Source organism: Streptomyces sp. NBC_00154 (assembly GCF_026342835.1).
Classification (GTDB): Bacteria; Actinomycetota; Actinomycetes; order Streptomycetales; family Streptomycetaceae; genus Streptomyces.
In genome coordinates this window covers 4873286-4898306 of sequence record NZ_JAPEMI010000001.1, presented here as the reverse complement: position 1 = coordinate 4898306, position 25021 = coordinate 4873286, and the positions used below count along the sequence as shown (strand labels likewise).

Annotated in this window: 15 protein-coding genes and 1 pseudogene; 6 read left to right on the top strand and 10 right to left on the bottom strand. The window is 69.7% G+C overall.

Annotation, left to right across the window (positions count from 1 at the left end; translation table 11 throughout):
* Positions 1-281: 281 nt before the first annotated feature.
* From OHA03_RS21925 to OHA03_RS21910, 4 genes are all read left to right on the top strand, one after another.
* On the top strand, positions 282-638 hold the full coding sequence (locus tag OHA03_RS21925; protein WP_267005497.1) for a hypothetical protein: 357 nt from the start codon (positions 282-284) through the stop codon (positions 636-638).
* Between the two features lie 233 nt (positions 639-871).
* The gene (locus OHA03_RS21920) at positions 872-1777 is read left to right on the top strand and encodes a metal-dependent hydrolase (RefSeq protein ID WP_267005496.1); all 906 of its coding nucleotides are present in this window, start codon (positions 872-874) and stop codon (positions 1775-1777) included.
* Positions 1778-1780: 3 nt separating this feature from the next.
* Positions 1781-2860: a PDR/VanB family oxidoreductase gene (locus OHA03_RS21915; protein WP_267005495.1), complete on the top strand. Its 1080-nt coding sequence runs from the start codon at positions 1781-1783 to the stop codon at positions 2858-2860.
* A gap of 70 nt (positions 2861-2930) precedes the next feature.
* The gene (locus OHA03_RS21910; protein WP_267005494.1) at positions 2931-3653 is read left to right on the top strand and encodes a TetR/AcrR family transcriptional regulator; all 723 of its coding nucleotides are present in this window, start codon (positions 2931-2933) and stop codon (positions 3651-3653) included.
* 12 nt (positions 3654-3665) lie between these two features.
* Here OHA03_RS21910 and OHA03_RS21905 read toward each other — a convergent pair whose 3' ends face one another.
* From OHA03_RS21905 to OHA03_RS21865, 9 genes and pseudogenes are all read right to left on the bottom strand, one after another.
* The gene (locus tag OHA03_RS21905) at positions 3666-4016 is read right to left on the bottom strand and encodes a 5-carboxymethyl-2-hydroxymuconate Delta-isomerase (protein WP_267005493.1); all 351 of its coding nucleotides are present in this window, start codon (positions 4014-4016) and stop codon (positions 3666-3668) included.
* Between the two features lie 266 nt (positions 4017-4282).
* Positions 4283-5278, bottom strand: a pseudogene (locus OHA03_RS21900) (regulator); the annotation flags it as partial.
* A 264-nt stretch (positions 5279-5542) separates the two neighbouring features.
* The gene (pulA, locus tag OHA03_RS21895; protein WP_267005492.1) at positions 5543-10855 is read right to left on the bottom strand and encodes a pullulanase-type alpha-1,6-glucosidase; all 5313 of its coding nucleotides are present in this window, start codon (positions 10853-10855) and stop codon (positions 5543-5545) included.
* Between the two features lie 400 nt (positions 10856-11255).
* A complete protein-coding gene (locus tag OHA03_RS21890) occupies positions 11256-12962 on the bottom strand; it encodes a carbohydrate-binding module family 20 domain-containing protein (protein WP_267005491.1) in 1707 nt (568 codons plus the stop codon).
* Positions 12963-13393: 431 nt separating this feature from the next.
* Positions 13394-14452, bottom strand: coding sequence for a LacI family DNA-binding transcriptional regulator (locus OHA03_RS21885; protein WP_267005490.1), 1059 nt, complete (start codon positions 14450-14452; stop codon positions 13394-13396).
* Positions 14437-16113 carry a glycoside hydrolase family 13 protein gene (locus OHA03_RS21880; protein ID WP_267005489.1) on the bottom strand — a complete coding sequence of 559 codons (1677 nt, stop codon included), beginning with the start codon at positions 16111-16113 and terminating at the stop codon, positions 14437-14439. The genes OHA03_RS21885 and OHA03_RS21880 overlap by 16 nt, the downstream gene beginning before the upstream one ends.
* Positions 16114-16212: 99 nt before the next feature.
* A complete protein-coding gene (locus tag OHA03_RS21875; RefSeq protein ID WP_267005488.1) occupies positions 16213-17112 on the bottom strand; it encodes a sugar ABC transporter permease in 900 nt (299 codons plus the stop codon).
* Positions 17109-18122 carry a carbohydrate ABC transporter permease gene (locus tag OHA03_RS21870; RefSeq protein WP_267005487.1) on the bottom strand — a complete coding sequence of 338 codons (1014 nt, stop codon included), beginning with the start codon at positions 18120-18122 and terminating at the stop codon, positions 17109-17111. The genes OHA03_RS21875 and OHA03_RS21870 overlap by 4 nt, the downstream gene beginning before the upstream one ends.
* Before the next feature lie 22 nt (positions 18123-18144).
* Complete coding sequence (locus OHA03_RS21865) at positions 18145-19419, bottom strand: extracellular solute-binding protein (protein WP_267005486.1); 1275 nt, start codon at positions 19417-19419, stop codon at positions 18145-18147.
* Positions 19420-19824: 405 nt separating this feature from the next.
* Between OHA03_RS21865 and OHA03_RS21860 the strand changes: the two genes are divergently transcribed.
* Both OHA03_RS21860 and OHA03_RS21855 read left to right on the top strand, forming a co-directional pair.
* On the top strand, positions 19825-20892 hold the full coding sequence (locus tag OHA03_RS21860) for a LacI family DNA-binding transcriptional regulator (RefSeq protein WP_267005485.1): 1068 nt from the start codon (positions 19825-19827) through the stop codon (positions 20890-20892).
* Positions 20893-20966: 74 nt separating this feature from the next.
* A complete protein-coding gene (locus OHA03_RS21855) occupies positions 20967-21899 on the top strand; it encodes a phosphatase PAP2 family protein (protein WP_267005484.1) in 933 nt (310 codons plus the stop codon).
* Positions 21900-21983: 84 nt separating this feature from the next.
* On the opposite strand, the gene OHA03_RS21850 is transcribed toward OHA03_RS21855, so the two are convergent.
* Positions 21984-24974, bottom strand: coding sequence for a bifunctional [glutamine synthetase] adenylyltransferase/[glutamine synthetase]-adenylyl-L-tyrosine phosphorylase (locus OHA03_RS21850; protein WP_267005483.1), 2991 nt, complete (start codon positions 24972-24974; stop codon positions 21984-21986).
* Between the last annotated feature and the right edge of the window lie 47 nt (positions 24975-25021).

Genomic DNA, 25021 nt, shown 5'->3' with positions numbered 1-25021 from the left:
TACACGGAGTCGCTGCCGGACGGGCGAGCCCCGATACCTCGGCAAGAACCAGCAGGTCAGGCGGGGTGTTGAGAGGTGGATGGCGACGGACGCCGGAGGGGACGGGGGGACGGACGGACCTCCACGGATTGCCTACAGGACTCGGTTCCAAGATCGGCGGCATTGCAGCAGATCGGGTGTCTTGGAGCGCGTGGCGCGGTCGTTAACGGTCGTCGGGGGGCGACGGTTGCGATGTCCAATCCGAGCAGGCGCTTCGCCGCCTGCTGCGACAGGAGATTTCTATGCATGTTCCACGCTTCGCTGCCGCCGTCTGTGTGGCCGCCGTCGTCGTGCTGGGCGGTGCCGGCGCAGCTCAGGCCGCCGCCCCCAGCGCCGTCGGCGTTGCCCACTCCGTGCAGGTCAAGGACGGTCGGCACGGGGATGGCGACCGTCGGGACGACGGCCGCTGGGGCCAGGACCGCCGGGACGACGGCCGCTGGGGCCACGACCGCGGCGACCACGGACGCTGGGGCCACCACCGCAAGCACGGCCGCTGGGGCCACGACCACCGCAAGCACGGCCGCTGGGGCCACGACTACCGTGACCGCGGAGGCTGGGGCTACGACCAGGACTGGTACCGGGAGTACCGTTCCCGCTGATCCGATCCGAACCGCAGTTTGAACTGGGCCCGTGGCGCCCTCCACCGAGGAGGACCGCCACGGGCCCGACGCGTGCGCCCCGGCTCGGCCGCGCCGCCGACCGGGCGCGGTCTGTGCCGGCAGTCGCCGGGACGAACGCAAGGACAGCACCCCTTGTCACCCACCGATCAGCGACTGCAGGAATTCGCTGCACGCCCCTGTTCCCTCTGCGTACCCGTCAGTACATTGACAACATGTCTAACACGCAGCCAGCGGCGGTCGCGTCGGAGCGAACCGAGCTGAAGGCCCGCAAGGTCTCGTTCGCCTGGGAGAAGACTCCTCTCCACTGGGTGCCGGGCGACCCCTTCAGCACGCACACGATGAATGTGCTCCATCTGCTGCTCCCGGCCGGGGAGCGCTGGTTCATCCACGTGTACCGGCAGGTGCTTCCGTACATCCATGACGAGCAGCTGCGACGCGACGTGATCGGGTTCATCGGCCAGGAGGCCGTGCACTCCCAGGCCCACGACGACGTGCTCCCCCACCTCAAGAAGCTCGGGCTCGACCCGACCCCGTACACCGCACAGGTCGACTGGTTCTTCGAGAAGCTGCTCGGCGACCGGACGCTGCCGCCGGGCCGCGCCCGCAGGTGGTGGCTGATGGAGCGGGTGGCGATCATCGCGGCGATCGAGCACTACACGGCGTTTCTCGGCGACTGGATCCTGAACTCCGAGGCCCTGGACCGCAAGGGAGCCGACCCCACCATGCTGGACCTGCTGCGCTGGCACGGCGCGGAGGAGGTGGAACACCGCTCGGTGGCCTTCGAGGTCTTCATGCATGTCGACGGCGGCTACCGGCGCCGGGTGCGCACCTGGGGACTGGCCTTCTCCGCCCTGGTCTTCCTCTGGCAGCGCGGTGTCCGCTTCTTCATGGAGAACGACCCCAGCCTGCTGGACGGCAAGGCGTCGTTCAAGGCGTTCTACGACAGCGGCAAGCGCGGCACCCTGCCCTCCACGCCTGCCCTGCTGCGCTCCATCCCGCGCTATCTGAGCCACTCCTACCACCCCTCCCAGGAGGGCAGTACGGCGCAGGCCATCGACTATCTCGCCCACTCGCCCGCGGCTCTGGCCGCCGAGGCCCGTATGACGGGAACCCACTGACCCATGGCCCTGCCCCGCCTGCGCACCGTCCTTCTCGTGACCGGCGCCGCGCTGCTCGCCAAGCGCGCCCTGCACCGCCGCATCGAGAAGTCCCCGCTGTGGCCGCTGCCTGCCCTGGAGGAACCGGTCTCGGGTCACTCCGGCCGCCGTTCCCCCACCACCCGCCGTCTCCTGATCACCGAGCGGACCACGCCCGCGGACGGCGTGGTCCAACTCCGGCTGGAGGGCCCGGATCTCCCCGCCTGGCAGCCCGGAGCCCACCTGGACCTCGTCCTCCCCTCGGGCCTGGTACGTCAGTACTCGCTCTGTGGTGACCCGGCCGCGCCTGACACGTACACGGTCGCGACCCGACTGGTCGAGGACGGCCGCGGCGGTTCGCGAGAGGTCCACGCCCAGCTGTACGAGGGCGTGGAGGTCGAGGTCCGCGGCCCCCGCAACCGCTTCCCGCTCGTCGCCGAAGCGCCCGCGTACGTCTTCGTCGCGGGCGGCATCGGCATCACCCCGATCCTCCCGATGCTGCGGGCGGTTGCCGCCTCCGGCGCCGACTGGCGACTGCTGTACGGAGGCCGTACGCGCACCTCGATGCCGTTCCTGGACGAGATCGAGAAGCTCGGCGCGGAAGGCAACCGCGTCACGGTCGTACCGGAGGACGAATCCGGCCACCCGAACGCGGCGGCAGCCCTCATGGACCTCGCGCCCGGCACGGCGGTCTACTGCTGCGGCCCGGAACCGCTGATGGACGCGGTCGCGGCCGCACTCCCGGCGGACTGCGCCCTGCACCTGGAACGCTTCACGGCAGCGGCCACATCACCGGCCGGCTCCGGCTCCTTCGACGTGGAACTGCACCGCACCGGCCGTACGGTCCGGGTCGCAGCCGGCCAGTCGATCCTGGCCGCGGTCCGCGAGGAACTCCCGTATGTCTCGTACTCCTGTGAACAGGGCTTCTGCGGAACGTGCCAACAGCGCGTACTTGAGGGCGAGATAGACCATCGCGACGAACTCCTGACGGACACGGAACGCGACGACTCGATGCTGATCTGCGTGTCGCGGTGCCGGGGGGAGCGGCTGGTACTGGATCTGTAGGGAGGTGCGGGCGCAGGGCCGCCCGGACACCACCGAGCCCCCTTCCCGGCCCGGTCGGTACGCTGGTGGCATGACGACCGGGGTGCGGCGCAGGATGGGCGTCGATGAGCGCAGGCAGCAGCTGATCGGTGTCGCGCTGGAGTTGTTCAGCCACCGCGCCCCCGACGAGGTGTCCATCGATGAGATCGCTGCCGCCGCCGGGATCTCCCGGCCTCTCGTCTACCACTACTTCCCGGGGAAGCAGAGCCTGTACGAGGCGGCTCTGCGGCGGGCGGCCGACGAGTTGGCGGGGCGATTCCTGGAGCCGCGTGAAGGACCCCTGGGAGCACGGCTGTTGCGGGTCATGGGGCGGTTCTTCGACTTCGTCGACGAGCACGGACCCGGGTTCTCCGCGCTGATGCGGGGCGGGCCCGCGGTCGGGTCGTCGACGGCGAACGCGATGATCGACGGAGTGCGGCAGGCGGCGTACGAGCAGATCATCGCCCACCTTGGGGTGACGGATTCGCCGGCGCGACTGGAGTTGGTCGTGCGGTCGTGGGTTTCGCTCGCCGAGTCGACGGCGTTGATCTGGCTGGACGGGCGGCGGATTCCCCGCGCCGAGCTGGAGATGCAGCTGGTGCACGACTTCGCGGCGCTGGCCGCGGTGAGTGCGGCGTACGACACGGAGATGGCGGCCATCGTGCTGCGGGTCCTCGCCGAGGAGCCGGTCGACGGGCCGTTCGGAGATCTGCTGGCGCGGCTCTCCGCCTTCGCGCCCGCCGTGCCGGCTGTGCCCTCGCAGCGGTTGTCCTGACGACCGTACGGGTCAACGCTTGCGGTAGGACGGGTCCAGGTCGCGGGTCTCGGCGGAGGCGTGGACCGTGAGGCCCTCGGCGTCCTTGAGGTGGGCGGTCAGCAGCTCCAGTACGGACTCGGTGAGCTGTGCCTTGATCTCGTCGGTGCGGCCGGGCAGCAGGCCGATCGAGATGTGCAGGATCGCGTCGCCGGTGGCGGCGTCGGCCACGACGGACTCGTCGACCCGGCGGAAGCGGGTCTTGCAGGCGGCAATCTTCGTGGTGACCGTCTCGGCAACCAGCGGGTGCAGGGCTTGCGCGAAGCCGCGGCGGTCGAAGGCGTCGTCGAGCTCGGCGGAGTAGTCGACGGTGATCTGTGGCATCTGAGGCTCCGGGGTGCGGTACGGACCGTTGTCAGACCCACCTTTACGGTGATCAGCGCGACCACACAAGGGAATTCACTACCCGCCCCGGACTCCTCGGGGCTCGCATCACCGCCGGGCAACCTCCTGCAAGGGACGCTCGACGGCACCTGGCCCGAGCCGCTGCTGCGGGTGTCCTCGACGGCACCTGGGGCCGCGCGGTGTCCGAAAGGTCAGGGTCGGACAGGTTACGGCGTACGGTGAGGCGCGTCGCGAGGCGTCGAAGGTTCCTCGCCGAGCTCGGCGAGCCACATCCGCCCGTACTCACGGATGGTGTCGAGCATCCGGTGCCGCCCTCCGTCCCGTTTGACGACGGACTTGGCGACCAGTCCCCTCAGCGCGGTGACCACGCCGTCCTCGGTGAGCGGTCCTTCGGCGCAGACCTCACGGGCGGCCGCTTCATCGAAGTCGCCGCGCAGGACGGTCAGCCGGGCCCAGAGCAGCCGTTCCAGCGGGGTGCAGAGTTCGTGGCTCCAGCCGATCGTGGTGCGCAGGGTGCGGTGGCGCGGCGGCCACAGCGAGGAGTCGGTGAGTACGTCGAAGCGGGAGCCGATCCGTGCGGCGACCTGCTCGACGGTGTGCCGGCCGATGCCTCCGGCGGCCAGTTCGATGGCGAGCGGAATGCCTTCCAGGCGGCGGCAGATCTCGGCGGCGGCCTCGGCGTCGCCCGGTGCGTCGAAGGTGACGTCGGGGTCCGCGGCGCGGGCCCGGTCCCGGAACAGGGTGAGTGCGTCGGCCGCCCCTTCGACCGGCAGCGGTGCCACCTCGATGAGCTGCTCGCCCTTGATGTCGAGGGGCTGTCTGCTGGTGGCGAGCACGGTGAGGCCGGGCGACGTGGTAAGGATCTCGCCGAGCAGATGACCGCAGGAGGGGCGCAGATGTTCGCAGGAGTCGAGGATGAGCAACAGCTGTTTGTCGGTCAGCCATTCACACAGGGCGTCGATGGGCATGCGCAGGGTGTGGTCGGGGAGCCCGACGGCGTCGCACACGGTCGCGACGAGTGGTCCGTCGCCCTGGAGCGGGGAGAGATCCGCCCACCAGGCTCCGTCGCGATGGGCGGGTGCGGCCTGCCGGGCGGCGCGGACCGCGAGTCTGGTCTTGCCGACGCCTCCGGCGCCGACGAGTGTGGTCAGCCGACAGGCACCAAGCATGTGTTCGAGCCGGGCGAGTTCCGCCTTGCGTCCGACAAAGCTCGTTGTCTCCTCGGGAATGTTTCCCACCATGGTCACCGTCACTGTCACTGTCCGGCACGCGGCACGATCGAAACCTGCTCCGCCGGTGGAGTGCCGGGGCGCCCTGCTCCTTCCCCCCGGGCGGCCGGGGCGGGCTGAACCGGCCCGCCGGCCCGTACGGCGCGGGCATGCGCCCATCGCCTGTGCGTACGGGACAGCGGGCCGTGACCGGTCCATGTGGTGGGAGGGGCGCGCCCGGGAGTGTGGGATGTGGCTCACTCCCCGACGGCTGCCCTCAACGTAGTCCTGTCCAGGTCACCTCAGGGAGAACACGGCCACCGTGCGTCCCGGGACGGTGAAGCTTCCCGAACTCCTCTCGTACGAAGCCTTCTTGACAGTAGAATCCGCCCCCGTGGCCTGGACGGGGTGCAGGGCGTAGTCCTTCCCGGCCAGCTCCGCGATCTGCTGGTGCTCGGTGCCGGGGGTCGCGTTGAGGACGATCACCAGTTTTCCGAGCCGCATCGTGATCACGCCGGGCGTCTCGTCCTTCCCGGAGAGCGGGAACGACAGGGCGGACTGCACCTGCTCCGTGGTGGAGAGGTCGAACTCCTTCTCCGTCGTGCGGATGGTGAGCAGGTCCTGGTACGCGGCGGACGCACCGTTGATCTGCGCGCAGCCGGGGCTGAGCGCTGCGGCGGTCAGCAGTGGCTTGGCATACGACCACTTGGACTTGTTGTCGGCTGCCGGGGGAAGTCCGCGGCCGAAGCCGTTGCCGTCCCGGCAGTCCCAGTGCAGTGCGTTGAACCAGTCACCGCTGTCGTACGAGTTGCGGTCCAGGGACTTGGAGCGCAGCAGGTCCGAGCCCGCCTGGGAGAGCGACGGGCCCTGCGAGAGGGTGGCGGTCGCCATCGCCAGGACCTGCATCCTGGCGCGGTCGGCCGCCGAGGTGGCTGCCGGGAGTTTGAAGGCGAGCGCGTCGTACAGCGACTCGTTGTCGTGGGCGTCGGCGTAGGCGAGGGCGTCGCCGGGGACCGCGGCGTATCCGGCGGGGGCCCCGTTGTAGTCGACACCCGAACCCTTGACCGTACGGCCCGAGGAGTCGGTGAAGGTGTAGTCGGCGAGGTTGCCGGTCAGGCCCACCTTGATCAGGTCCTGGTAGTGGAGCAGCCGGGCCTTCTGTTCGGCGCGGGTGCCGTTGGCGGTCGAGGTGTTGGGGTCGGTGTAGAGGCCGCTGGCGAAGCCCTGGACGCCGGGGTCCTCATCGAACGGGCCGCCGCCGCGGACGGCGTCGCGAGCCCGGTCGGAGAAGGTGGCGACGCCGGTGCCGGCCATGTTCTTCTGGGTGGCCTGGACGAAACGGGCGTCGTCGGCGATCTCACCGAAGTTCCAGCCCTCCCCGTACAGGATGATCTTCTTCCCGTCGACGCCGTCCTTGGCCACGGTCAGCGCGTCGAGCGCCTTGCGGACGGCGAGGATGTTCGCCTTCGGGTGGTGGCCCATCAGGTCGAAGCGGAAGCCGTCGACCTTGTACTCCTTGGCCCAGGTGACGATCGAGTCCACGACGAGCTTGCCCATCATGGTGTTCTCGGGCGCGGTGTTGGCGCAGCAGGTGGAGGTGGCGACGGTGCCGTCGTCCAGGAGCCGCTGGTAGTAGCCGGGCACGATCCGGTCGAGGACGGACTTGTCGTCCTGGCCGGAGGCGACGGTGTGGTTGTAGACGACGTCCATGACGGTCCGCAGCCCGGCGCCGTTCAGTCCCTGCACCATCTGCCGGAACTCCACGGTGCGCCCGGTGCCGTTGGGGTCGGAGGCGTACGAGCCCTCGGGGACCGTGTAGTGCAGCGGGTCGTAGCCCCAGTTGAACCCGTCGTTCGCGGCGGCCTTCGCCACGCACGCCTGCTGCTCCTCGGAGTCGGGGGCGTACACGGACAGGTCGCAGGCCGGCTTCTGCTGGGCCGACTTCTTCTCGGGGATGGTGCCGATGTCGAAGGCGGGCAGCAGGTGGACGTAGCTCGTGCCGGAGTCGGCGAGCTCCTTGAGGTGCTTCATCCCGTCCGAGCGGGTGTCGGTGAAGGCGAGATACTCGCCCGGGTGCCTGGACGTGGGGTCCGCGATCGAGAAGTCGCGGATCTGCAGCTCCTGGATCTGGGCGTCCCGCAGCGGGACGGCGGCGGGCTTCTTCAGGCCGGTCCAGCCCTTCGGCGCGAGACCCGGGGCGTCGAGGTCGACGACGAGGCTGCGGGCCGAGTCGGTGGTCAGGGCGGTGGAGTACGGGTCGGTGACCTTGTTGGTGACGATCTTCTGGACGGTGGGCGCCCACACCTTCACCACGTAGCGGTACGGCTTGCCGGTCCACTGCGCGGTGCCGGTGACGGACCAGACTCCGGTGCGGTCGTCGCGCCGCATCGGGATGTTCTTCCCGTCGAGCTCCAGGGCGACGGTCTGCGCGGTGGGAGCCCAGACGGAGAGGGTGGGACGGCCGTGGCCGAAGACCGGGCCGAGCGCCGTGGTGCTCGCGTTCTTCCCGTACAGGTCGTCGAGCACGCCTGCGCTCTGTACGCCGGTGGCGGCGAGCAGAGCGCCGTTGGCGGCGCGCTGGGTGGCGATCAGCTGGCCGCGCAGCGCCTCGCGGACCCTGTCCCGGTCACGCGGGTCGACGGTGAACGCCGGGTAGTCCTTGAGGTGCGGGTACTTCGCCTTCTGGACGTCGGTCAGCGCGGACGGGGTGAGCCGCAGCCACCGGCCCTCGTCGGAGAGCGCCCCGTCGACGACGGAGATCCCGCCGTCCTTCGCGTAGACGAGTTGCTGGCTGGTGGCGTCGCCGGCCTTCACCTTCCACACGACGGTGTCGGAGTCGATCCACTGTGCCTCGGCCTTGGTGAGGTCGGGGGTGGGCACACCGCCGGTCTGCGGCAGCAGATAGCCGGGCTGGCCGGCGATCATCCACACCTCATGGTCGTACGTGGCGATGTCGAGCGACTGGTCGCTGGGGAGGTCCTTCTCGTCGCCCTTGTGAAGGATGTAGCTGAGCGAGGTGGCGCCGTCGGTGAGCGGCACCTCGAAGGTGACGCCGTAGGCGTCCTTCTTCACCGGCTGGAGCGGCTTGGACCAGTCCGTGGGTTCCTTGGCGCCGGTCCAGGTGTGCAGTCCCCAGCCGTCGTAGTCGCCGTCGGCCCGGTGGTAGTGCAGGACGGCCTTCGTCGGGTCCTGCGCGGGGTAGGCGCCCTCGGGGGCCTCGTCGGCCTGGCCGTCCTTGCCCTGCTCGATCCAGACCTGCCCGGTCCTCGCGAGGTCGACGGTGCGCTGCGGCCCGTCGGCGGTGCCGTCCTTCTCGACGGTGTACGGGACGGAGGACACGCCCTCGTCGAGCTTGATCCAGGCGAACGCGCCGTAGGCGTCGCGTCCGGTGAACTCGGCGGACCTGTCGCCCGACTCGATCTGCCAGCCGTCGTAGTCGCCGTCCGCGCGCTTGTAGTGGACGACGGCGTAGTCGCGCTCGACGGCGACGGGCTTTCCGTCCGCCGGGGCCTGTCCCGCGGTCGTCGAGGCGAGGGCGCTCGCGGTGCGTCCGGTGCGGTCGACGACAACGGCCTTGTAGCGAAGCGGTGTTCCCGCCGCCACCTTGCTGTCCAGGTGCTGGGTCACCTTGTACGGGGCGTGGTCGGCGGAGCCGAGGGTGACCCATGTGCCGTTGCCGGTCTGGGCGGCGAAGACGACCCGGTTGAGGGATCCGCCGTCGACATCCGCGGAGATCTCCACGGTGCCGGTGGCTCCGGCGGCGGGTGCCGTCAGCGTGATCGAGGGCTTGGCGGCCGGGGCGCCCAGGCGCTTCTCGGCGCGCAGCACGATGCTGGAGAGGGCGGGCACGGTGACGGTGATCTTCTTGTCGGCGCCGCTGCGGACCGTACCGGAACCGCCGTACAGCGTACGGAAGTTCATGGCGGCCGACGCGGTGGGCAGCTCGACCGTCCTGGCAGCGGTGCCGTTGTTGGTGGCCACGACGTACTCGTTCGACCGCTCGGGGTCCGTCCGCGAGAAGGCGAGGACGGATCCTTCCGCGTACCGCTCGGTCTGGACGCCGTCACGCAGGGCCGGGTTCTTCCTGGTCAGCTCGGAGAGCGCGGCGATGTTCCGGTACAACGGGTGGCCGGTGTCGTACGCGTCGGAGGCGTGCGTACGGTCGGTGCCCAGCTGGTCGTCGTCGAGGTAGTCGGCGGTCTTCGAGGCGAACATCGTCTGGCGGGCGTCCTTGTCGCCGCCCGCGCCGGTGAAGCCCTGCTCGTCGCCGTAGTAGACGACGGGGTTGCCGCGGCTGAGGAACATCACCTCGTTGGCGAGGCGGGCCCGGTCGACCAGCTCGGCGTCGTCGGCCTTCGGGTTGTCCTGCTTCAGGAACGCGCCGATGCGGCCCATGTCGTGGTTGCCGAGGAAGGTCACCTGCTCATAGGCGTTGGCCTTGTCGGTGGTGTACCGGTAGTCGTCGCCGAAGACGGCGGCGAGCTTCGAGGCCGGGGCGCCCTGCGAGGCGTACTGCCGGGCCGCCTCCTGGAACGGGAAGTCGAGCGTCGCGTCGAGCCGGCCCTGGGTGACGTACGGGGAGGTGAGGGCGGTGTCGGCGGAGTAGACCTCGCCGAACATGAAGAAGTCGTCGCGGCCGTGCCGCGCTGCGTAGGTGTCGAGGGCGGTCGCCCACTGGGTCCAGAAGTCCAGGTCGACGTGTTTGACCGTGTCGATCCGGAACCCGTCGATATCGAAGTCGCGGACCCACTTCTCGTAGATCTTCTCCATGCCGGAGACGACCTCGGGACGCTCGGTCCACAGGTCGTCGAGGCCGGAGAAGTCACCGTACGTGGTGGACTCGCCGGCGTAGGTCGAGTCACCGCGGTTGTGGTACATCGTCGGGTCGTTGAGCCAGGCCGGGACCTTCTCCCCGGTGTTCTTCGGCGTGTACGGGAAGGAGTCCGCGTCGACCTTCGCCAGGCCCTTGCTGTCGTCGAACGGGCGGCCGTCCCGGTCGAGGTACGGGTAGGCGCCCTTCGGCCTGTACCCGTACTTCTTCTCGGCGTAGTCGACGGTGTCCGCGGTGTGGTTGGTGATGACGTCGAAGAAGACCTTCATGCCCTTGCCGTGGGCCCTGTCGATCAGTTTCGACAGGTCGGCGTTGGTGCCGAAGTGCGGGTCGACCTGGGTGAAGTCGGTGATCCAGTAGCCGTGGTACCCGGCCGATGCGTCCTTGCCGGTGCCCTGCACGGGGCGGTTCTTGAAGATCGGGGCGAGCCAGATGGCAGTGGTGCCGAGGCCCTTGATGTAGTCGAGCCGGTCCGTCAGGCCCTTGAGATCGCCGCCCTGGTAGAACCCCTTGTCCGTGGGGTCGTAGCCGGTCTCCAGCCGTGAACCGGTGAGCCCGCCGCGGTCGTTGGAGGTGTCTCCGTTCGCGAACCGGTCGGGCATGACGAAGTAGAACTGCTCGCGGGTCAGATCGTGCCGGGCGGACTCGGCGGCGAGCGCCGCGTCCGACGGCGGGCCCGGGGGCCTCGGCGCAGCGGAGGTGGCTGCCGCCGGGACGACGGGTATGAGCGCCGCGCACAGAGCGGCGACGGCTCCCCGTCTGAGGGAGGTACGGGACACGGGTGAGGTCTCCTTGATCGGTGTTGCAGGGGTTCTCGGGGCGGACGGACTCGTGGGGTGGGCCGGGGGGTCGGGGTCCACCAGGGCGTCTCCTCGGACGCCGCAGACTCCCCGACACCGCGGGGAAGCCGCGCCCTTACTGCGTCGTCCTGCGGGGATCGCCCTGGTACACCCCGCCCCGGGGAACCAGGGGCCTCCGGCACTGGACGCCCCCGAGTCGGCGGCGGTACGCCGGGAGGGGACGTATCGGGGCGATCCCCGCAGGGTGACGCAGTAAATGGACGGTTTGCGCACGGTGTCGGGTCTGCGGCACCCGAGGAGACGCCCCAGGCGCACCGCCCCCCGGTTCAGCCCCCGGACCGGGACGACATGGTCAGCCGCCCCGGCCCGGACGCCGGGTTCAGCTTCGCCAGACGTCGCTCGTCAGCGACACCTTGCCCGACGACGGCACCGTCGCCGTGCGGTTGGCGCCGCTCTCCCACGTGACGACGCCGCTCGCGTCCTTGCGGACGTACTTGTACTCGAACGACGTACCGGCGGGCATGCTCACGTCCAGCTTCCAGACCGGGTACGTCGCCGGGTCGAGCTTGAGCGCGCTGTCCGTGTTCCAGTTGCCGAGCGCGGACTGGTTCCCGGTGACGTAGATGTTCTGGCCGAGCTGGGTGGTCGCGTTGACACCGAAGGAGGCGCCGGAGGTACCCGTACCCGGGTCGGTGGTGCCACTGCCGGTGCAGGTACGCGCGTTCACCTGCAGTGCGACAGCCGTGTTCGCGCCGAGCGTCGCGGTGAACTGTCCGGAGCCGTTGACGGTCACCCCGTTGCCGGACTGGACGTCGCAGTAGTTGCCGGCGGGCAGCGACGTCTGGAACGTACGGGTCAGCGACGAGCCCTCGTGGTTGATGGCGACGTACGCCTTCGACCCGCGGCCGAACGCGATCTGGTCCCCGCCGTTGTCCCACCAGTCGGTGACGGCCTCGCCTCGCGCGGTGTTGCGGAAGCCGACCATGGAGGAGATCTGCGGCCAGGCGTGCTGACACTTCCAGCCGTCGCTGTAACAGGCGTTCACCGTGCCGCCGTTGGGCGGTCCCGCGTCCTTGTCGGACCACTCGTAGCCGGAGTGGACGTCGGGCGAGCCGTACGGCCAGGCCAGCATGAAGACGTTGGCGAGGGTGTAGTTGGCGCCGTCCTTGTAGTTCAGGGTGTCGCCGCCGCGCTCGGTGTCGTGGTTGTCGACGAAGACCCCGGCCTTCGAGGACGGCATGAAGCCCCAGCCCTCGCCGAAGTTCTTCAGCTCGGCGAGGTTCTCGTTGTTGAAGACCTGCTTGAGGCTGCGGGCGTAACGGAACTCCTGGACGTCCCCGGTGCCGGTGTACTCGTCGGGCGAGACGGCTTCGCCCGACCCGTAGATCGCCTCCTGCTTCCAGTAGACGCCGGGGTCGGTCAGCCGCGACTTGATGTTGGCGAGGTCGCTCGCGGGCATGTGTTTGGCGGCGTCGATGCGGAAGCCGTCGACGCCGAGCGAGCGCAGGTCGTTGAGGTATCCGGCGATCTTGCCGCGGACGTAGTCCTCACCGGTGTCGAGGTCGGCGAGCCCGACGAGTTCGCAGTTCTGGACGTTGGCCCGGTCCTGGTAGTTGCTGATCTGTGCGGTGCAGTCGTCCATGTCGAACGAGGAGTACAGGCCGGGGTAGTTGTACTTCGTGTACGAGGAGCCGCCGGTGCCGGTGCCCGAGCCGGCCGACATGTGGTTGATGACGGAGTCGGCGACGACCTTGACGCCCGCGCTGTGGCAGGTGCTGACCATGGCGGCGAAGGCGGTACGGTCGCCGAGCCGTCCGGCGATCTTGTAGCTGACCGGCTGGTACGAGGTCCACCACTGGCTCCCCTGGATGTGCTCCTGGGGCGGCGAGACCTGGACGTAGCCGTAGCCGGCCGGGCCGAGGGAGTCCGTGCAGGCCTTGGCGACGGAGTCGAATTTCCACTCGAACATCACGGCGGTGACGTCCTTGTTGCCGGGTGCGGACGCCTGGGCGGGAGTGGCGGTGGGGATGAGGGCGGCGGCGCCGGCTATCAGAGCGAGCGCTGCAGACAGTGGTCTGCGTGCCATGTCTTTCCTCCTGCGGTGGGGGGAAATGCGGGGATGACGGTGCAGCCTCACGTGGCAACGCGCCCTGCCCTCAAGGCTCCTGAAGGTTCTTGCTGCAAGAATGCAAAGCTTGCCGCGGAGCTGACCGTACGAGCCCACCCCATCCGGGTCAACCCCCTGGACACGACCCGCTTACATCCCGCTCACATCGACGAAATCTTGCATTTTTCTTCCTGCAAGGACTTACGCAAAATATTGCGGCACTGTTAAGTTCATCCCGACTCCGGCCCGGTCGGCCGGGGGCCCCGGCACCCCAGGGGTCCCACGCGCCCGGCCGGCCGGGCCGGTCACGGCAAGAGAGGCACCCGGAGTCGCTCACTCCCCGCCGGCCCTGTCCAGGGCCGACTCCCGGTGCCTCTCCTGTGCGTGCCGCTGTGCGTTCGGTCAGGCCGTCACGCGGGACGGACCGCGGCGGTGGACCCCCGTACCACCAGCTCCGGCTGGAACACGTACTCCGTGCGCTGCACGGGACTGCCGCCGATCTCCTCCAGCAGCGCGCCGACCGCGGCCGCCGCCATCGCCTGCACGGGCTGCCGCACCGTCGTCAGCGGCGGATCGGTGAACGCGATGAGCTGCGAGTCGTCGAAGCCGACCACCGACACGTCGCGCGGCACGTCGAGCCCGCGGTCCCGGGCGGCACGCACCACGCCCAGGGCCATCAGGTCGCTGCCGCAGACGATGCCCGTGCACCCCTGGTCGAGCAGCGCCCCGGCCGCCACCTGGCCGCCCTCGACGCTGAACAACGTGGAGCAGACGAGGAGTTCCGCCTCGGCGCGGGGCAGGCCCAGCAGCTTGACGGCGGCGTCGACGAAGCCGTCCCGTTTGCGGCGGGACGGCACATAGCGCTGCGGCCCGATGGCCAAGCCGACCTTGCGGTGGCCGAGTTCGGCGAGATGTCCGACGGCCATCCGCACGGCGGCGGAGTCGTCGGGCGAGACGAAGGGGGCGCTGATCCGCTCGTTGTAGCCGTTGATCAGGACGAACGGCACGCCACGGTCGGTGAGCGCGGCGTACCGGGAGGGGTCGGCCGACAGGTCGGCGTGCAGCCCGGAGAGGAAGACGATGCCGCCGACGCCGCGTTCGACGAGCTGCTCGACGAGCTCGTCCTCGGTGGCGCCGCCGGGCAGTTGGGTGCAGAGCACCGGGGTGTAGCCGTGCCCGGCCAGGACCTGCTCGACGGACTGCGCGAACGCCGGGAAGATCGGGTTGGTGAGCTCGGGGGTCACCAGTCCGATCAGCCCGGCACTGCGCTGCCGCAGCCGTACCGGACGCTCGTAGCCCAGGATGTCGAGCGCCGCGAGCACCCGCTGACGCGTGGTGTCGGCGACGCCCGGCTTGCCGTTGAGGACCCGGCTGACGGTTGCCTCGCTGACCGAGGCCTGACCGGCGATGTCCGAGAGCCTCAGCGCACCGCCGGTCCTGGGCAGAGGGACGGTCACACCGTCCACCACACCGTGGTGTCCGCGGGCAGCTCGATCTCGGCGCCGTCGGTGACGACGGGGCTGCTGGACAGCAGCACCTGGCCGCGGACCGGGATGCGAACCGGCCGGCCGGTCGTGTTGACGGTGCAGACGAAGCCGGGGCGGGCGAAGGCCAGCAGCCCTTCGGGTGCGTCCAGCCACTCCACTGCGGTCCCGGCGCCGAGCCCCGGGTGCACCCGGCGGGCGGCGAGCGCGGCCCGGTACAGCTCCAGTGTCGAGCCGGCCCTGCCGGTCTGGGCCTCGATGCTCAGCTCACCCCAGCTGGCCGGCTGGGGCAGCCAGCTGCCGCCGCTGCCGAAGCCGTAGGAGCTGCCTTCGCGGGTCCACGGGATCGGCACCCGGCAGCCGTCGCGGAATCCGTCCTGGCCGTCGGCGCGGAAGAACGACGGGTCCTGGCGGGCCTCGTCGGGCAGGTCGGTGACGTCGGGCAGGCCGAGTTCCTCGCCCTGGTAGACGTACGCGGAGCCGGGCAGCGCCAGCATCAGCAGGCTGGCGGCGCGGGCCCGGCGCAGGCCCATCCCGCGGTCGCCCGCGGTGCGGATCTGGGTGCCGAGGCCGGGCGGGTTGGCGAACCGGGTGGCGTGCCGGGTGACGTCGTGGTTGGAGAGCACCCAGGTGGTGGGGGCGCCGACCGGGCGCATCGCGTCGAGCGAGACGTCGATGACCTTGCGCAGCTCGGCGGCGTCCCAGTCGGTGGACAGGTACTGGAAGTTGAACGCCTGGTGCATCTCGTCGTGGCGCACATAGTTGGCGGTGCGCTCGACGGTCGGGGTCCAGGCCTCGGCGACGGCGATGCGGTCGCCGGGGTACTCGTCGAGGATGGTGCGCCAGGAGCGGTAGATCTCGTGCACGCCGTCCTGGTCGAAGAACGGCATGACATCGTTTCCGAGCAGCTTGAGCTGGTCGTGGGTGCCGAGGTCGGGCAGGCCCTCGGCCTTGACCAGGCCGTGGGCGACATCGACGCGGAAACCGTCGACGCCCATGTCGAGCCAGAACCGCAGGATCGAGCGGAACTCGTCGGCGACGGCCGGGTGTTCCCAGTTGAAGTCGGGCTGCTCGGGCGCGAACAGGTGGAGGTACCAGTCGCCGGGGGTGCCGTCCGGGTCGGTGGTCCGGGTCCAGGCGGGGCCGCCGAAGATGGACTCCCAGTCGTTGGGCGGCAGTTCGCCGTCCGCGCCCTTGCCCGGGCGGAAGTGGTAGCGCTCGCGCAGTGCGGAGCCGGGGCCCTCGGCGAGGGCGCGCTTGAACCACTCGTGCTGGTCGGAGGAGTGGTTGGGCACCAGGTCGACAATGATCCGCAGGCCGAGGTCGTGGGCGTCCCGGATCAGCGCGTCGGCGTCCAGCAGCGTGCCGAACATCGGGTCGATGGCGCGGTAGTCGGAGACGTCGTAGCCCGCGTCGGCCTGCGGCGACGCGTAGAACGGGCTGAGCCAGACCGCGTCGACGCCGAGGTCCTTGAGGTACGGAAGTCTGTCCCGTACGCCTGCGAGATCGCCCATGCCGTCGCCGTTGCCGTCGGCGAAGCTCCGCGGATAGACCTGGTAGATCACCGCGTCCTGCCACCAGCCGGTGCGGTGGCCCGGAGCAGCGTCGGACGTGCCGGTGGAGGGGGCAGCGAGGTGCTGGGTCATGTCGTCCCTGAGGTGTCTGGGTGGGGAGCGGCGCCGGGACCGGGTCGGGGATCCGGCGCCGCCGTTCCTTGGTGCGTGCGGGTCGTGCTGCTGGGTGCGTCAGCCCTTGACGGCCCCGGCGGACATGCCGGTCACCAGGTGGCGCTGGGCGAAGAGGAAGACCAGGGCCGCGGGTATCGCGATGAGCACGGACGCGGCGGTCATCGGCCCCCACTGGGCTCCGTACTGGTTGACGAACTTCTGCAGCCCGCCGGCGAGCGTGAGGTTCTCGTCGCCGACCATGAAGGCCGAGGCGTATGCAACTTCGCCCCAGGCGGTGATGAAGGAGTAGAACGCGGTGACGGCGAGGCCGGGCTTGGCGAGCGGCAGGATCAGCCGCCAGAACGTGCCGAACGGGGTGAGGCCGTCGACCTGCCCCGACTCGTCGATCTCGCGCGGGATGGTGTCGAAGAAGCCCTTCATCATCCAGGCGCAGAACGGCACCGCGATGGTGAGGTACGTGATGACGAGGCCGGCGGGCTGATTGAGCAGGCCCAGGCTCGACATGATGTTGTAGATCGGCACGATGAGGACGGCGACCGGGAACATCTGGGTGATGAGCAGCGTCCACATCAGCCCGCGCTTGCCGGGGAACCGGAAGCGGCTGACGGCGTAGCCGGTGGTGGCGGAGACGAAGACACCGAGGACGGTGGTGAGCCCGGCGATGACCAGCGAGTTGCCGAACCAGGTCAGGAACTCGGTGTCCTTGATCAGGCCGGTGTAGTTCTCGAAGGTCGTGTCCTTGAAGAAGTCCGTCGTCGTCGCGTACGCGGCGGGCTTCAGCGAGGTCAGCAGGACCCACAGCACGGGGAACACGGCGATCACGGACGCCACGATCAGCGTGAGGTGCAGTCCGACGGAGGCGAGCGGCGAGCGCTCGCCGCGCGGCCGGACCTTGCGGGCCGAGTGGCGCGCGGCCGGGGCGGCGCGGCGGACGGTGGTTGCGGGGGCGGTGGTCACCAGTTATCTCCCTGCGTGCGGAGGACTCGCCGGTAGACCGCGGCGAAGAGCATCAGGAGGACGAGGATCAGCACGCCCCAGGTGGAGGACTGCGCGAAGTCGCGCGGGCTGATCTCGAAGGAGAACTTGTACGCCTGGGTGACCAGGATCTGGGTGGCCTCGCCCGGTCCGCCGCGGGTCAGCAGGAAGATCACCGGGAACATGTTGAACGTCCAGATGGTCGACAGCAGGATCACGGTGGTGGAGACCGGCCGGAGCCCCGGCAGGGTGATGTGGCGGAACCGCTGCCAGGCGGTGGCACCGTCCATCTCGGCGGCCTCGTACTGCTCGCTGGGGATGGACTGCAGACCGCCGAGCAGGGCGACCATCATGAACGGCACGCCGAGCCACACATTGACGGCGATGACGGAGAACTTCGCCCAGGTGGGGTCGTTGAGCCACGGAATACCGTCGACGCCGGCACCGGAGAGGATCTTGTTGAGCAGCCCGCGGTCCTCGTTGTAGAGGAAGCGCCAGGCGAAGACGGAGACGAAGCCGGGGATGGCCCAGGGCAGGATCAGCGCCATCCGGTAGACCGAGCGGCCGGCGATCCGGCGGTTGAGGATGTTGGCCAGGGCCATGCCGAGGACGAACGTGATGCTCACGCAGGAGACCGTCCACACCAGGGTCCACCCGAGCGTGCCGAGGAACTGGTTGCCCGTGAGCGCGTCGGCGTAGTTGTCCAGGCCGACGAACTTGTACGTCGCCGGCATGTGGTTGACGCCGATGGACCGTTCGACGTTGCGCTCATTGGCGTCGGTCAGCGACAGGTAGATGCCGCGGACCAGCGGGTAGCCGATGATCACGCCGATCACGGCGACGACCGGGGCGACCATCGTCCAGGCGTACCAGTGGGTCGACAGAGCCCGCCGGAACCTGCTCGGCGGTGGGGTACCAGTACCGCGGCTCCGGCCGCGGGCGACATTGTCGCCCGCGGCCGTTGCCACCGACTGGCTGGTGTGGACAGCCATCAGTCGGCCTGCCTTTCTCTGGCTACTTCCAGCCCTTGAGGAGCTTGCGGTAGGAGTCACCGGTGGCCTTGGCGGCCTTCTCCGGCGTGGTCTGGCCGGTCAGGACCTTGGTGTACTCGGTGACGAGCGGGGCGAAGAGGCTGCCGGTCTCCGGGATCCAGGGGCGCTCGACGGCGGTCTCGACGACCGGCTTGAAGAAGCCGACGATCTCGTTGTCGACGACGGCTTCCTGCGAGTAGGCGGAGGTACGGGTCGGCAGGAGGTTCAGCTCCTTGGTGACCTGGGCCTGGGTCTTCGTGGACGTCATGTAGTCGACGAAGGCGTAGGAGGCGTCGAGGTTCTTGGAGCCCGCGTAGACGGCCAGGTTGTGACCGCCCTGCGGGGCGCCCTGCCCGGCGGAGCCGGCCGGGACCGGAGCGACGCCCAGGTTGGCCTTGTCCTTGAACTCCGCGCCGGCGTACGTGTCGGCTACGGCCCACGGGCCGTTGATGATCATGGCGACCTTGCCGTCCTTGAAGGACGACTGCATGTTCTCCCAGCCGTCCGTCGCGTCGGTCTTGGCCGCACCGGAGTCGACGAGGTCCTTGACGACCTTCATCGCCTTGACGCCCTCGGGGTTGTCGACGGTGACGGACTTGGTGGACGCGTCGACGAGGTCGCCGCCCTCGCCGTACAGGAAGGACAGGAACCAGTACGCGTCGTCACCGCGCAGGTACAGGCCGGTCTTGCCGGTCTTCTCCTTGATCTTCTTGGAGACGGTCTTCAGCTGGGCGACAGTGGTGGGAACCTCGACGCCGGCCTCCTTGAAGATCTTCTTGTTGTAGAAGATGCCCATGGAGTCGATGACCTGCGGCACCGCGTACGTCTTGCCGTTGTACTTGGTGGAGGCGGCGGCCTGCTTGAGGAAGTCGTCCGCCTTCTGCAGGGCGGGGGTGCCGTCCAGCGGGGCGAGGTAGCCGAGGTCCGCGAACTCGGGGGTCCAGGCGACCTCGGAGCGGATCACGTCGGGCGCACCGGAGCCGGACTGGGCAGCGTTCTTGAACTTGTTCTGCGCCTCGCCGAAGGGCACGTTGACGTACTTGACGTCGACCTTCGGGTGCTGCTTCTCAAAGTCTTCGGCAATCTTCTTGAAGACCTTGTCCTCGCTGCCCACGGTGGAGGTGTCCCACCATGTAACGGTCCCGGAGAGCTCGCCGGAGCTCTTGCTCGAGCCGTCGGACTTGTCATCGCTGCCGCAGGCGGTCGCCGCAAGCGCCAGGGCCGCGACCAGGGCGGTGGCCGTTATGCCACGTCGCATCTGAACTCCTTCAACTGCCGTACCGCTCCATCGCGGCGCCGGGTCGACGAGGAACGTAACAAGGATGAAAGATGGCCGAAAGAGTTTGCGGAAGATTTCTGCAAGCTTCGACGATCGTTACATTCGCGTGTCCTCACGGTTGCCGTCAAGCCTCTTGACGGGAGCGTCTCGCCCCTGACAGGAGAAGGGGCCGGTCGTGAATTCGCAGTGCGACGATCCGATTGCAGCCCGCAGCTCGGCCTCGCAAGACCTTGCAAGATGTTGCGGCGGCACTGCCGATCGGTCCACGGCGGTACGTACCGCCGCCGGTACCGTCGGTCACCGCCACCCTCCGGACAGCACCGCAGTCGCCCGATTCCCGCGCATGGTGGGCAATCCGACACGCGCCCGGTACAGTCCACTCCCATGACCGCACGGCTTGCCGATATCGCAATTCAGGCGGGGGTCAGCGAGGCTACGGTCAGCCGTGTACTGAACGGCAAGCCAGGTGTTGCTGCAGCCACCCGCGAATCCGTCCTCGCCGCGCTCGACGTCCTCGGCTACGAACGGCCGGTACGGCTGCGCAGGCGCAGCGCGGGACTGGTCGGGCTGATCACGCCCGAGCTGGAGAACCCCATCTTCCCGGCGCTCGCCCAGGTCATCGGCCAGGCGCTGACGCGGCAGGGCTACACGCCGGTGCTGGCGACGCAGACCCCCGGCGGTTCCACCGAGGACGAGCTCACCGAGATGCTCGTCGACCGTGGCGTCTCCGGCATCATCTTCGTCTCCGGGCTGCATGCCGACACGTCGGCCGATATGCAGCGATATGAGCAACTGCGCGCCCAGGGTGTGCCCTTCGTGCTGGTCAACGGCTTCTCGCCGAAGGTGCAGGCACCGTTCATCTCGCCCGACGACCGGGCGGCGATGCGGCTCGCGGTGACGCATCTGGTCTCGCTCGGCCATCAGCGGATCGGCCTTGCGGTCGGGCCCAAGCGTTTCGTTCCGGTGCTCCGCAAGATCGAGGGGTTCCGTTCCACCGTGCAGGAGCAGTTGAACCTCACCTCGGACGAGGTGGAGGCGCTGATCCAGCACTCGCTGTTCACGCTGGAGGGCGGCCAGGCGGCCGCCTCGGCGCTGATAGAGCGCGGGTGCACGGCGGTGGTGTGCGCGAGCGACATGATGGCGCTGGGTGCGATCCGGGCCGCGCGCCGGCTGTCGATGGAGGTGCCGCGCGACCTGTCGGTCGTCGGCTACGACGATTCGCCGCTCATAGCGTTCACCGATCCGCCGCTGACCACGATCCGTCAGCCGGTGACGGCGATGGGCCAGGCCGCCGTGCGCACCCTGCTCGAGGAGATCGGCGGCACACCGGCCCCGCACAGCGAGTTCGTCTTCATGCCGGAGTTGGTCGTCCGCGGTTCGACGGCCGCGGGCCCCGGCCCCCATCCGGCCTCTGCTTCCGGAACGGAGTCAGGGGCGCACGCGCGCCTGTAGCGGGCATGATGTGCAACCGGAACCCGACCGGAGGATGATCGGGAAGTGGGACGCAACTGAAAGAATCGACGCCTATGGGTGAAGTGAGCGTGAAGTCACAGGACGGCCGACCGGCGGCCACCCCGTCACCCATCGCGGACGAGGCGGCTCCCGAGGTGCAGCGGAACGACAGGCTGGCACGGCTGCGTTCGCTGCGGTACCCACGTCGGCCGCGCATCTATTTCGAAGTCCTGCTGATCGCGGTGAGTTACTGGGTCTACTCGCTGGTGCGCAACGCCGTCCCCGAGCAGAAGGCCGCGGCACTCAGCAACGCGGACTGGCTCTGGTCGGTGGAGAAGTACCTGGGCATCGCCGTCGAGCAGTCGGTCAACCACACGGTGAACTCCGTGACATGGCTGATCGTCTCGATGAACTACTACTACGCGACGCTGCACTTCGTCGTCACCATCGGTGTGCTGATGTGGCTGTTCCGTCGCCATCCCGGACGTTACGCGGCAGCGCGCCTGGTGCTGTTCGCGACCACGGGCGTCGCGCTGCTCGGGTACTACCTGTATCCGCTGGCGCCACCGCGCCTGATGAACGGCGGCCACTTCATCGACACCGTGCTGGTGCACCACACCTGGGGCTCGATGGCCTCGGGCAACTTCAAGAACATGTCGAACCAGTACGCGGCGATGCCGTCGATGCATATCGGCTGGTCGCTGTGGTGCGGCCTGACCATCTACGCGCTGGCGTCGGCGCCGTGGGCACGCATCGCGGGCCTGCTGTACCCGGCGACCACACTGATCGTGATCGTGTCGACCGCCAACCACTTCTGGCTGGACGCGGTGGGCGGCATGACCTGCCTGGCGTTCGGTTACGCGGTGTCGTTCGCCTGGTACGGGGCGCTGCCGCACCACCTTCAGAAGCGGGTCACGCGCCCTGCCGGGGCCAGACTCTCGGCGCTCGGCCCGGGAGCGCCGATCAGGGTCGGGCAGCCGGCCGCGGAGGCACCGGTGCGCCGGTAACCGGCTTTCTCCCTCGAATCACCGGACGGGCAGACATGGCCGCCCGGCCTCGAAATTGCCGCCTGCCGTGGTTCGTCGACGCCCTCACGCCCCGTAGAACAGCTCATCCACCACCGCCCGCGCCCGCCGGGTGATCCGCCGGTAGTCGTCGAGCATGTCGCCGACATGACCCGGTTCGTATCCGAGATAGCGCCCCACGGCCGTCAGCTCGCGCGGGCCGGACGGGAAGGTGTCCCCGGGGCGGCCGCGTACCAGCATCACCGCGTTGCGGACCCGCGTGGCGAGCACCCAGGCCTCGTCCAGGGTCTGCGCGTCCTCGGCCGAGATCAGTTCGGCCGCACACGCGGCTGCCAGCGCCTCGCGGGTGCGGGTCGTGCGCAGGCCGGGTTCCACCCAGCCGTGCTGCATCTGCATCAGCTGGACCGTCCACTCGACGTCGCTCAGCCCGCCGCGCCCCAGTTTCGTGTGGAGCGTCGGGTCGGCGCCGCGTGGCATCCGCTCGGACTCCATCCGGGCCTTGAGGCGGCGGATCTCGCGGACCGCGTCCTCCCCCAGCCCCTCCATCGGGTAGCGCAGCGGGGCGATCAGCTCGATGAATTCGCTGCCGAGGTCCTCGTCGCCCGCCATCGGTTCGGCGCGCAGCAGGGCCTGGCTCTCCCAGACCAGCGACCACCGCCGGTAGTACGCCTCGTACGACTTCAGCGTCCGGACCAGCGGGCCGCTCTTGCCCTCCGGCCGCAGATCCACGTCGATCATCAGCGGCGGATCGGCGGTGGGCAGCTGCAACAGCCTGCGCATCTCGCCGACGACGGTGTTGGCGGCCCGGGCGGCCTCCTGTTCGTCGACGCCCTCGCGCGGCGCGTGCACGAACAGGACGTCGGCGTCGGAGCCGTAACCGAGTTCGTGGCCGCCGAACCGCCCCATACCGATGACCGCGAACCGGGTGGGGAGGGTGTCGCCCCACTGTTCGCGTACGGCGGCCCGCAGCGCGCCCGCGAGTGTGACGGCGTTCAGATCGGTGACCGCGTTGCCGACCCGGTCGACGAGTGCGCCGGGGTCGGGTTCGGCGGGGTTCTCCTCCGTGCCGTACGAGCCGATGAGGTCCGCGGCCGTCGTACGGAACAGTTCGCGCCGGCGCACCCCGCGGACCACCGCGACCGCGGACTCGGCGCCGTCCGCCCGCCCCACCGCGGCGAGCACCTCCTGCTCCAGATGGGTGCGGCTGCGCGGCTTCAGCCCCTGCGGATCGCCGAGGATCGCCACCGCCTCGGGGGCCCGCAGCAGCAGGTCGGGGGCGAGCCGGCCGGCCGACAGGACGCGGGCGAGGTTCTCCGCGGCCGCGCCCTCGTCGCGCAGCAGCCGCAGGTACCAGGGGGTCTTGCCGAGCGCGTCGGACACCTTGCGGAAGCCGAGGAGCCCGGCGTCCGGGTCGGCGGAGTCCGCGAACCAGCCGAGCAGCACCGGCAGCAGGGTGCGCTGGATGGCGGCCTTGCGGGAGACCCCGGACGACAGCGCCTCCAGGTGCCGGAGCGCGGCGGCCGGATCGGCGTACCCGAGCGCTTCCAGCCGGTGCCCGGCGGCCTTCGCGCTGAGCCGGGTCTCGCCGGGCGCGAGCTGGGCGACCGCGTCCAGCAGCGGCCGGTAGAACAGCTTCTCGTGCAGCCGCCGCACCACGGACGCGTGCCGCTTCCACTCCTGGTTGAGCTCCGTGAGGGGGTCCGTACGCATCCCGAGGGAGCGCCCGAGCCGGCGCAGATCCGCCTCGTCCTCGGGGACGAGGTGGGTGCGGCGCAGCCGGTACAGCTGGATGCGGTGCTCCATGGCGCGCAGGAAGCGGTACGCGTCGTCGAGCTGCGCGGCGTCCACCCGCCCGACGTAACCGCCCTGGGCGAGCGCCCGCAGGGCCTCCAGGGTCGAGCCGCTGTGCAGGGAGGCGTCGCTGCGGCCGTGCACGAGCTGGAGCAGCTGTACGGCGAACTCGACATCCCGCAGTCCACCGGGTCCCAGCTTGATCTCCCGGTCGACACGGTCGGCGGGGATATTGTCGACGACGCGGCGGCGCATCTTCTGTACGTCGCCGACGAAGTTCTCCCGGTCCGCGGCCTGCCACACCAGCGGCGAGACGGCGTCGACGTACTCCGCGCCCAGCTCCGGGTCGCCGGCCACCGGCCGGGCCTTGAGCAGCGCCTGGAACTCCCACGTCTTGGCCCAGCGCTGGTAGTAGGCGAGATGCGAGGACAGTGTCCGTACGAGCGGCCCGTTGCGCCCCTCCGGGCGGAGGTTGGCGTCGACCGGCCAGATGGTGCCCTCGACGGTCGTGTCCGAACAGATCCGCATCATGTGCGCCGCCAGTCGGGTGGCGCCCTGCACGGCCCTGCTCTCCTCGGCGCCGTCGAACGGTTCCGCCACGAAGATCACGTCGACGTCGGAGACGTAGTTCAGTTCGTGGCCGCCGCACTTGCCCATCGCGATGACCGCCAGGCGGCACACGGCGGCGTCCTCGGGGGCCGCCGTGCGGGCGATGGCGAGCGCCGCGCGCAGCGTCGCGGTCGCCAGATCGGCGAGTTCGGCGGCGGTCTCGGCGACATCCGTCGTACCGCACACATCACGGGCCGCTATGGCCAGCAGGCACCGGCGGTAGGCGACGCGCAGCGAGTCAGGATCGCCGGCCCGGGCGAGCTCGTGCTCGAACTCGGCCACCCCGGGGTGCAGATCGGTGGCCTCGTACGTGACGAGCGCGTGCCAGTCGCGGGGGTGGCGCGCCAGATGGTCGCCGAGCGCCTCGGACGCCCCGAGCACCCCGAGCAGCCGGTCCCGCAGCGGCTTGGCGGTGATGAGCGTGTCCAGCAGGACCCGCCGCTCGTCGGCCTCCACGGCCTCCACCAGCCGGACGAGCCCTTTCAGCGCCAGATCGGGGTCGGCGGTCGCCCCGAGCGCGTCGAGCAGGACCGAGTCGGTGCGTACGGTCGACAGAGCCGGCAGGTCCAGCAGCCGTTCGGCGGCGGACGGGTCGGTGAAACCGTGCCGCAGCAGCCTGGTGAACGTACTGCTTCTGCGCCCCGGCACCGTCGTCATTCCGTGCTCTCCTGCTCGCCGCCCGATCACTTTCCAGCTTTCCGAGC

Excerpts from the sequence above, each read along its gene's own strand:
- OHA03_RS21890 (WP_267005491.1), bottom strand. The coding sequence starts at position 12,962 with ATGGCACGCAGACCACTGTCTGCAGCGCTCGCTCTGATAGCCGGCGCC.
- OHA03_RS21920 (WP_267005496.1), top strand. The coding sequence starts at position 872 with ATGTCTAACACGCAGCCAGCGGCGGTCGCGTCGGAGCGAACCGAGCTG.
- OHA03_RS21915 (WP_267005495.1), top strand. The coding sequence starts at position 1,781 with ATGGCCCTGCCCCGCCTGCGCACCGTCCTTCTCGTGACCGGCGCCGCG.
- OHA03_RS21860 (WP_267005485.1), top strand. The coding sequence starts at position 19,825 with ATGACCGCACGGCTTGCCGATATCGCAATTCAGGCGGGGGTCAGCGAG.
- OHA03_RS21880 (WP_267005489.1), bottom strand. The coding sequence starts at position 16,113 with ATGACCCAGCACCTCGCTGCCCCCTCCACCGGCACGTCCGACGCTGCT.
- OHA03_RS21865 (WP_267005486.1), bottom strand. The coding sequence starts at position 19,419 with ATGCGACGTGGCATAACGGCCACCGCCCTGGTCGCGGCCCTGGCGCTT.
- OHA03_RS21905 (WP_267005493.1), bottom strand. The coding sequence starts at position 4,016 with ATGCCACAGATCACCGTCGACTACTCCGCCGAGCTCGACGACGCCTTC.
- OHA03_RS21910 (WP_267005494.1), top strand. The coding sequence starts at position 2,931 with ATGACGACCGGGGTGCGGCGCAGGATGGGCGTCGATGAGCGCAGGCAG.
- OHA03_RS21925 (WP_267005497.1), top strand. The coding sequence starts at position 282 with ATGCATGTTCCACGCTTCGCTGCCGCCGTCTGTGTGGCCGCCGTCGTC.
- OHA03_RS21870 (WP_267005487.1), bottom strand. The coding sequence starts at position 18,122 with ATGGCTGTCCACACCAGCCAGTCGGTGGCAACGGCCGCGGGCGACAAT.
- OHA03_RS21855 (WP_267005484.1), top strand. The coding sequence starts at position 20,967 with ATGGGTGAAGTGAGCGTGAAGTCACAGGACGGCCGACCGGCGGCCACC.
- OHA03_RS21850 (WP_267005483.1), bottom strand. The coding sequence starts at position 24,974 with ATGACGACGGTGCCGGGGCGCAGAAGCAGTACGTTCACCAGGCTGCTG.